This window comes from Microbacterium sp. ISL-103 (genome assembly GCF_018613995.1).
GTDB lineage: Bacteria > Actinomycetota > Actinomycetes > Actinomycetales > Microbacteriaceae > Microbacterium.
Window position 1 is genome coordinate 1 of record NZ_JAGGPD010000177.1, and the last position, 7706, is coordinate 7706.

A 7706-nucleotide genomic window follows, 5' to 3' on the forward strand; every position below is an offset into this window, starting at 1 on the left:
TCAGGATCGTGATCGAGTCGCCGGCCTGCGCGTGTGCTGCCAGGAGTCCGCCGACGCCGATCTCGACGTCGTCGGGGTGCGCGCCGATGGCGAGCACGACCTCTTTCACGCGATTGGCCTCGCGTCGTGCACGGCCCTCCGTCACGAGACGGGTGACGGCCTCGACCAGCCTCGCGTTGTCGAGGGGCTTGGTGAGGAACTCGTCGGCCTGGGCGCGCAGGGCCGAGACGGCGTATTCCACCGAGACGTGCGCGGTCATCACGATGACCGGAAGCAGCGGATCGTTGCGGCGCAGCTCGGCCAGCAGCTCGAGTCCGTCGAGACCCGGCATCTCGATGTCGGTGACGACCGCATCCGGTGTGAAGCTGGCGAGTCGCTCGACGGCGGAGCGGCCGTCGTGTTCGACCACGACCTCGCAGCCGGCGCGCCTCTCGAGCACGGTCTTCACGAGCAGGGCGACGTCGGGGTCGTCGTCGACGACGAGGACGCGGGGAGCATCCTGAGACATATATGCGGCTCTCATTGGGGAAGTCCCCTACCGGTCAGTGTCCGATATGTCTCTCTGCGCCCTTCGCGCGGGGAGCTCGAGGGGAAGTCGAGCGGGTGTCTCTAAATACTGGCATACCAACACACTGAGCGAGGGCGTAGAACGGCGAAGGACCGGATGCTTTCGCATCCGGTCCTTCGTCTGTTCAGACTCAGCGCTTGTAGTTGGGCGCCTCGACGACGATCTGCACGTCGTGCGGGTGCGACTCCTTGAGCCCTGCCGACGTGATGCGCACGAACTTGCCGCGCTGCTTGAGCTCTTCGATGGTGCGGGCGCCGACGTAGAACATCGACTGACGCAGGCCACCGACCAGCTGATAGGCGACGGCCGACACGGGTCCGCGGTACGGCACCTGACCCTCGATGCCCTCGGGGATCAGCTTGTCGTCGCTGGGGACATCCGCCTGGAAGTAGCGGTCCTTCGAGTACGACGTCTGCTTGCCGCGGGTCTGCATGGCACCGAGCGATCCCATGCCGCGGTACTGCTTGAACTGCTTGCCCGACTGGAACACGATCTCGCCCGGCGACTCGTCGGTGCCCGCGAGCAGCGAGCCGAGCATGACCGCGTCGGCGCCTGCGACGAGGGCCTTGGCGATGTCGCCCGAGTACTGCAGACCGCCGTCGGCGATCACCGGCACTCCGGCGGGGCGAGCGGCGAGCGATGCCTCGTAGACGGCGGTCACCTGGGGCACGCCCACGCCGGCGACCACGCGGGTGGTGCAGATCGAGCCCGGACCCACTCCGACCTTGACGGCGTCGACGCCCGCGTCGATGAGCGCCTGCGCGCCCTCGCGGGTGGCGACGTTGCCGCCGATGACGTCGATGTGCGCGAAGCTCTCGTCGGCCTTGAGCCGCGTGACCAGGTCGATGACGCCCTGCGACTGGCCGTTGGCCGTGTCGACGACCAGCACGTCGACACCGGCGTCGCGCAGTGCCTCTGCCCGCTCCCAGGCGTCGCCGAAGAAGCCGATCGCCGCGCCGACGCGCAGACGGCCCTGATCGTCCTTGGTCGCGAGCGGGTACTTCTCGCTCTTGTCGAAGTCCTTGATGGTGATGAGGCCGGCCAGCTTGCCGTCTTCGTCGATGAGCGGAAGCTTCTCGACCCGGTGGTGCGCGAAGAGGGCGATGACCTCGCCTGCGGCGACCCCCACGGGAGCGGTGACGAGACCATCCGAGGTCATGACGTCCTTCACGAACGTGGTCTGACGCTCGAAGCCCGAGACGAAGCGCATGTCGCGGTTGGTGATGATGCCCACGAGGCGACCGTCGGGGTCGACGACCGGCAGGCCCGAGATGCGGTACTTGGCGCACAGCGCGTCGACCTCTTCGACGGTCGCGTCCGGCGACGTTGTGATCGGGTCGGTGATCATGCCCGACTCGCTGCGCTTGACGCGGTCGACGTGAGCTGCCTGGTCGGCGATCGAGAGGTTGCGGTGCAGGATGCCGATGCCGCCCTCACGAGCCATCGCGATCGCCATGCGGGATTCGGTGACCGTGTCCATCGCACTGGAGAGCAGCGGGGTCGCGACCGAGATGCGGCGGGTGATCCGTGACGAGGTGTCGGCCTCGCTGGGGATGACGTCGGTGTGCCCCGGCAGGAGCAGCACGTCGTCGTACGTGAGTCCGACGAAGCCGAAGGGGTCGTGCTGGTCCATGGATGATCCTCCTGCGGGCGCGATCTGGGGCGAGGGTGTACCAATTCTAAGCGCGCAGAGGCTGAGGAAATTCCCGGCATCCGCCCCTGCCTCGCGCACGAGGACGCGCGCGAGGCGGTCGATGTTTCGCAACTTCGTGATGGGATCGTTCTCAGTGTGAGCAGATCGTGCCTTGGTTGAAACAGAGCCGACACATTACGCTCATACCGTCGTACATCAAGGCCGATGAACAACCCTGTCATGGCCTGTGTACTCGGCTGGAGGTTCTGTGCGTCCGACGATCTCGGCGAATCGAAGCGGTATGCGGTGGGTCATCATCCTTCTCGCGTCGCTTCTCGCCATCGCTTTCCTCTGGTTGCAGCCCCCGTCGGCGGCCTCCGCCGAAGAGACGGATGACGGCCAGGAGGTCACCGACTTCTACTTCGCCGGCGTCATCACCTTCGACGACGACCCCGTCGAGGGCGTCGTCATGGGCATCGAGGGCAACGGCTTCGAAGGTGAGACCGAGACGGACGCCGAGGGCAAGTGGCGTCTGTACGTTCCCGAGAAGGAGACGTACACCCTCACCGTCGACGAGGAGACCCTCCCTGACGGCGTGATCGTCGATCCGGCCCTGCTGCCGGAGGGCACGCAGCCTATCGCAGGGACGACGGCCTCGTTCGAGGTCGAGTTCGGTCTGACCGGCACGAAGATCATGAACCTCTTCCTCGGCGAGGGAGAACGGCTGACCACGTCGTTCATCGACCAGCTGGCCTCGCGCCTCGTGGGCGGGCTGAACTTCGGCCTCCTGCTGGCCCTCGCCTCGATGGGCGCGGCGCTCATCTACGGCACGACCCGCCTGTCGAACTTCGCCCACGCCGAGATGGTGACCTGGGGCGGCCTCGTCGCACTGGTGACGACGAGCTTCTGGCATCTGCCGCTCTGGCTCGGCATCGTCGCCGCGGTCGTCGGCGGTGGTCTGTTCGGCTGGGCACTGGATGCCGGCATCTGGCGTCCGCTGAGGCGACGCGGCCTCGGGGTCGTGCAGCTGATGATCGTCAGCATCGGACTCTCACTCGCACTGCGCTACGCCTTCCAGTACATGATCGGCGGCGGCACCCGCCAGCTGCCGGGCGCCAGCCCCGAGCCGTTCCGGTTCGGGCCGATCTCGCTGTCGTACATCGACATCATCGGCATGGTCGTGAGCATCGTCGTGATCGTGGGCGTGGCCTTCTTCCTCACCCGCACCCGAATCGGCAAGGCCACCCGCGCCATCTCCGACAACCCGCAGCTCGCGGCGGCGTCGGGCATCGACGTCGACAAGGTCGTCCGCTACGTGTGGATCCTGGCCGGCACGCTGGCTGCGATCTCGGGCATCCTCTGGGCGTACTTCCGCCCCGGCGTGAAGTGGGACATGGGCATGCAGATGCTGCTCCTCATCTTCGCCGCCATCACGCTCGGTGGCCTGGGCACCGCGTTCGGCGCTCTCGTCGGCTCGCTCATCGTCGGCATCGCGGTCGAGGTCTCCACGCTGTGGATCCCGTCCGATCTGAAGTACGCGAGCGCGCTGGTCGTGCTCATCGTCATCCTCCTCGTCAGACCACAGGGCCTGCTGGGACGCAGGGAAAGGTTGGGCTGATCGCCATGGACTTCGGAAGCATCTTCTCCAATACCGCCACGTACCTCTTCAGCCCGGTCACCCTGGCCTATGCGCTGGCAGCGACCGGCCTGGCAGTGCACTTCGGCTACGCGGGCCTGCTCAACTTCGGCATGGCCGCCTTCATGGCGATCGGCGGCTACGGCTACGCCATCTCGGTGCTGACCTTCGGCCTCCCCTGGTGGATCGGCATGCTGATCGGTCTGCTCGGCGGTGCGTTCTTCGCGGTGCTGCTCGGCATCCCGACGCTGCGACTGCGCGCCGACTACCTCGCGATCGCGACGATCGCGGCCGGTGAGATCGTGCGGTTGCTCTTCACCACCCAGATCTTCGACGAGTACACCAACTCGGCCGACGGTCTCGCGCAGTTCAACGGCGGGTTCCGCGACGCCAATCCCTTCCCGCAGGGAACCTACGGGTTCGGTCCGTGGACGTACAGCGCGAACGACCTCTGGAACCGCGTGTTCGGACTCATCGTGCTCGTCCTGGCGATCCTGCTGGTCTGGGCGCTGATGCGCAGCCCGTGGGGCCGCGTGCTCAAGGGCATCCGCGAAGACGAAGACGCCGTGCGCTCGCTCGGAAAGAACGTCTTCGCCTACAAGATGCAGGCACTCGTGGTCGGTGGTGTGATCGGCGCAGCCGGAGGAATCGTCTTCGTCCTCCCCTCCGCCGTCGTCCCCGGCAGCTACACGACCTCGCTCACGTTCTTCCTCTGGACCGTCCTGCTGCTCGGAGGAGCAGCCACGGTCTTCGGGCCGACGCTCGGCGCGATCCTCTTCTGGGTCGTGTTCGCATTCATGGCCAACCTGCTGCCGTCCATGGCGAAGGCCGGCCTCCTGCCGATGTCCGACAGCCAGGCCTCGACCCTGGTGTTCATCTTCGTCGGCATCGCCCTGATGCTGCTCGTGATCTTCCGACCTCAGGGCATCCTCGGAGACAAGAGGGAGATGACCTTTGTCAAATGAACTGACCCCCGACGAGAGCGCCCAGGCGGCGCCCTCCACCGGCAGCATCCGTCGCCCGAAGACCACCGGTCTCGCCAAGGGCCCCGCGGCCCCCGGCGTGCCGAAGGTCGACCCGATCCTCGTGGCCGACGCCGTGCAGCGGCGATTCGGCGGCCTGACCGCCGTCGACGTCGATCACGTCGAGATCCCACGCGGCGCGATCACCGCCCTGATCGGCCCGAACGGCGCCGGCAAGACGACGCTGTTCAACCTGCTCTGCGGGTTCGACAAGCCCAACAGCGGCACCTGGTCGTTCGACGGGGTGAGCCTCTCGGGCGTCCCCTCGTTCAAGGTGGCGCGCATGGGGCAGGTGCGCACGTTCCAGCTGACCAAGTCGCTGTCGCTGCTCACCGTGCTCGAGAACATGAAGCTCGGCGCCCCCGGCCAGCGCGGTGAGGGATTCTGGTCGAGCCTGTTCCCGTTCCTGTGGCGCAAGCAGGATCAGGAGATCGAGATCAAGGCGCGCGAGCTGCTCGCCCGCTTCAAGCTCGACGCCAAGGAGAAGGACTTCGCCGCATCGCTCTCGGGCGGTCAGCGCAAGCTTCTCGAGATGGCGCGCGCGCTGATGAGCGACCCGACGCTGGTCATGCTCGACGAGCCGATGGCCGGGGTCAACCCGGCGCTGACGCAGTCGCTTCTCGACCACATCCTCGACCTCAAGGGGCTGGGCATGACCGTGCTGTTCGTCGAGCACGACATGCACATGGTCCGCCACATCGCCGACTGGGTCGTCGTGATGGCAGAGGGGCGCATCGTCGCCGAGGGTCCGCCCGAGCAGGTCATGGAAGACCCCGCGGTGGTCGACGCCTACCTCGGCGCCCACCAGGATCTCGACCTCGGGGCCGTCACCGGCCGCATCCCCGTGATCGAGAACGCGGCGGCCGCCAAGCTGCGCGAGCAGATCGAAGCAGAGGCCGAGGCGGAGCTCGAAGCGACGAGCACCCTCGATCCCGACCAGAAGGGCACCGCATGAGCGCCGAGACCTCCGCAGCGTCGTCTCCCGACGACATCATCGTCGAACTGAAGGACGTGCACGCCGGGTACCTGCCGGGGGTGAACATCCTCAACGGTGCGAACCTCGTCGCCCGTCAGGGCGAGCTGATCGGCATCATCGGGCCGAACGGCGCGGGCAAGTCGACGCTGCTGAAGGCGATCTTCGGCATGGTCGACGTGCGCAGCGGCGATGTCACCGTGAAGGGTGAGAGCATCGTGGGGCTCAAGGCCGACAAGCTCGTCAAGCGCGGCGTCGCGTTCGTGCCGCAGACGAACAACGTCTTCCCCTCGCTCTCCATCGAAGAGAACCTGCAGATGGGGCTCTACCAGAACCCCAAGATCTACACCGAGCGCCTCGAGTTCGTCACCGGCATATTCGCCGAGCTGGGCAAGCGCCTCAAGCAGCGAGCTGGCTCGCTGTCGGGCGGCGAGCGGCAGATGGTGGCGATGTCACGGGCGCTCATGATGGACCCGTCGGTGCTACTGCTCGACGAGCCTTCTGCGGGCCTCTCCCCCGTGCGTCAGGATGACGCGTTCATCCGCGTCTCGGACATCAACAAGGCGGGCGTCACCACGATCATGGTCGAGCAGAACGCGCGTCGTTGCCTGCAGATCTGCGACCGCGGCTACGTGCTCGACCAGGGCAAGGACGCGTACGAGGGCACAGGGCGCGACCTGCTGAACGATCCGAAGGTGATCGGCCTCTACCTCGGCACGCTCGGCACGGACGCCGCCTGACGCGACGCAGACATACAGAAGGAGGGGCGGATGCTGCGGCATCCGCCCCTCCTTCGGTATGTATCGCGCTCCCGGACACGACGAGGGCCCGGACACGACGAAGGCCCCGGATGCTGAATCCGGGGCCTTCGAACGTGATCAGTTGGTGCGGGAGATCAGGTTGTCGGCGCTGTACTCGTACGTGCCGATGGATGCACCCTGCGGGTCGCCGTTCTCGTCGAACGTGATCTCGCCGGAGTATCCGTCGTAGTCGGCCATGCCACCGTCGTTGATGATCTTGGCGCAGTCGGCGAAGCTGGTGCACTTCTCACCGTCTCCGCTGCCACCCGAGACCTCGGCCATCTTCTCTGCGATGTCCGCACCCTCGGTCGAGCCGGCTGCGAGCGATGCGAGAGCGACGAGCACGACGGCGTCGTATGCCTCGGCCGCGTACGTGAAGTCGTTGACCTCGGCGTTGCCCTCACCCGTCCAGAACGTCTGCAGACGGTCGGTGAAGTCATCCTCGAGCGCGGGTCCGGGCTTGGTGCCCTGAGCGCCCTCGAGCGAGAACGGGAAGTTCGTGTCGGGCGACGAGCCGTAGTCCGACAGGTTTCCGTCGACGAGGTAGAACTTGTCCGGCGAGATGCCGGCGTTCACCAGCAGCGGCGCGATGGTCTTGAACTGGTCGAACGACACGATCGCGACGGCGTCGGGGTTCTGAGCCTTGATGGTCTCGACCTGTGCGTCGAACTGACCGTCACCGACGTTGTACGACGCGTCGGCGACGACCTCGCCACCGGCACCCTCGAACGTCGACTTGATGTTCTCGAAGAGTCCCGTGCCGTAGGCGTCGTTCTGGTAGATGACGCCGAGGGTCTTGTGACCGTCTTCGGCGATCAGGTTGCCGAGCACCTCACCCTGCAGCAGGTCGCTCGGAGCGGTGCGGAAGTAGAGGCCGTTGTCGTCCCAGTCCGTGAAGTCCGGGCCGGTGTTCGAGGCCGAGATCTGCAGGATGCCTGCGCTGACGTTTCCGTCGAGGATCAGGCGCGAGACGCCCGATGCCGCGGCGCCGACGATGGCGGTGACCCCTGCACCCTGGAGCTTGGTGATGGAGGTCTCGTACGCCTTGGTGTCGGTGTCGCCCTCGTCTTCGGC

7 protein-coding genes are annotated in these 7706 nt (G+C 66.5%); 4 read left to right on the forward strand and 3 right to left on the reverse strand.

What is annotated here, in order from left to right:
• Positions 1 to 523 (reverse strand): response regulator (locus J7E68_RS07360; protein WP_251048747.1); only part of this gene is annotated, 523 nt, incomplete at its 3' end.
• Positions 524 to 698: 175 nt separating this feature from the next.
• Positions 699 to 2201, reverse strand: coding sequence for an IMP dehydrogenase (gene guaB, locus J7E68_RS07365; protein ID WP_215171287.1), 1503 nt, complete (start codon positions 2199 to 2201; stop codon positions 699 to 701).
• Between the two features lie 301 nt (positions 2202 to 2502).
• Here guaB and J7E68_RS07370 point away from each other — a divergent pair, with 301 nt between their 5' ends.
• From J7E68_RS07370 to J7E68_RS07385, 4 genes are read left to right on the forward strand one after another with little or no spacing between them, the layout of a single operon-like run.
• Positions 2503 to 3819 (forward strand): branched-chain amino acid ABC transporter permease, encoded by a 1317-nt coding sequence (locus J7E68_RS07370; protein ID WP_215171289.1) that lies wholly within the window; start codon positions 2503 to 2505, stop codon positions 3817 to 3819.
• A 5-nt stretch (positions 3820 to 3824) separates the two neighbouring features.
• A complete protein-coding gene (locus tag J7E68_RS07375; RefSeq protein WP_215171291.1) occupies positions 3825 to 4802 on the forward strand; it encodes a branched-chain amino acid ABC transporter permease in 978 nt (325 codons plus the stop codon).
• A 46-nt stretch (positions 4803 to 4848) separates the two neighbouring features.
• Entirely contained in the window at positions 4849 to 5814 is a 966-nt protein-coding gene (locus J7E68_RS07380) for an ABC transporter ATP-binding protein (protein ID WP_215171299.1), read from the forward strand.
• Positions 5811 to 6572: an ABC transporter ATP-binding protein gene (locus J7E68_RS07385; RefSeq protein ID WP_215171293.1), complete on the forward strand. Its 762-nt coding sequence runs from the start codon at positions 5811 to 5813 to the stop codon at positions 6570 to 6572. The genes J7E68_RS07380 and J7E68_RS07385 overlap by 4 nt, the downstream gene beginning before the upstream one ends.
• Before the next feature lie 138 nt (positions 6573 to 6710).
• Here the strand turns inward: J7E68_RS07385 and J7E68_RS07390 are convergent.
• On the reverse strand, positions 6711 to 7706 hold a 996-nt coding region (locus J7E68_RS07390), incomplete at its 5' end, for an ABC transporter substrate-binding protein (RefSeq protein WP_215171295.1).

Excerpts from the sequence above, each read along its gene's own strand:
- guaB (WP_215171287.1), bottom strand. The coding sequence starts at position 2,201 with ATGGACCAGCACGACCCCTTCGGCTTCGTCGGACTCACGTACGACGAC.
- J7E68_RS07370 (WP_215171289.1), top strand. The coding sequence starts at position 2,503 with ATGCGGTGGGTCATCATCCTTCTCGCGTCGCTTCTCGCCATCGCTTTC.
- J7E68_RS07375 (WP_215171291.1), top strand. The coding sequence starts at position 3,825 with ATGGACTTCGGAAGCATCTTCTCCAATACCGCCACGTACCTCTTCAGC.
- J7E68_RS07385 (WP_215171293.1), top strand. The coding sequence starts at position 5,811 with ATGAGCGCCGAGACCTCCGCAGCGTCGTCTCCCGACGACATCATCGTC.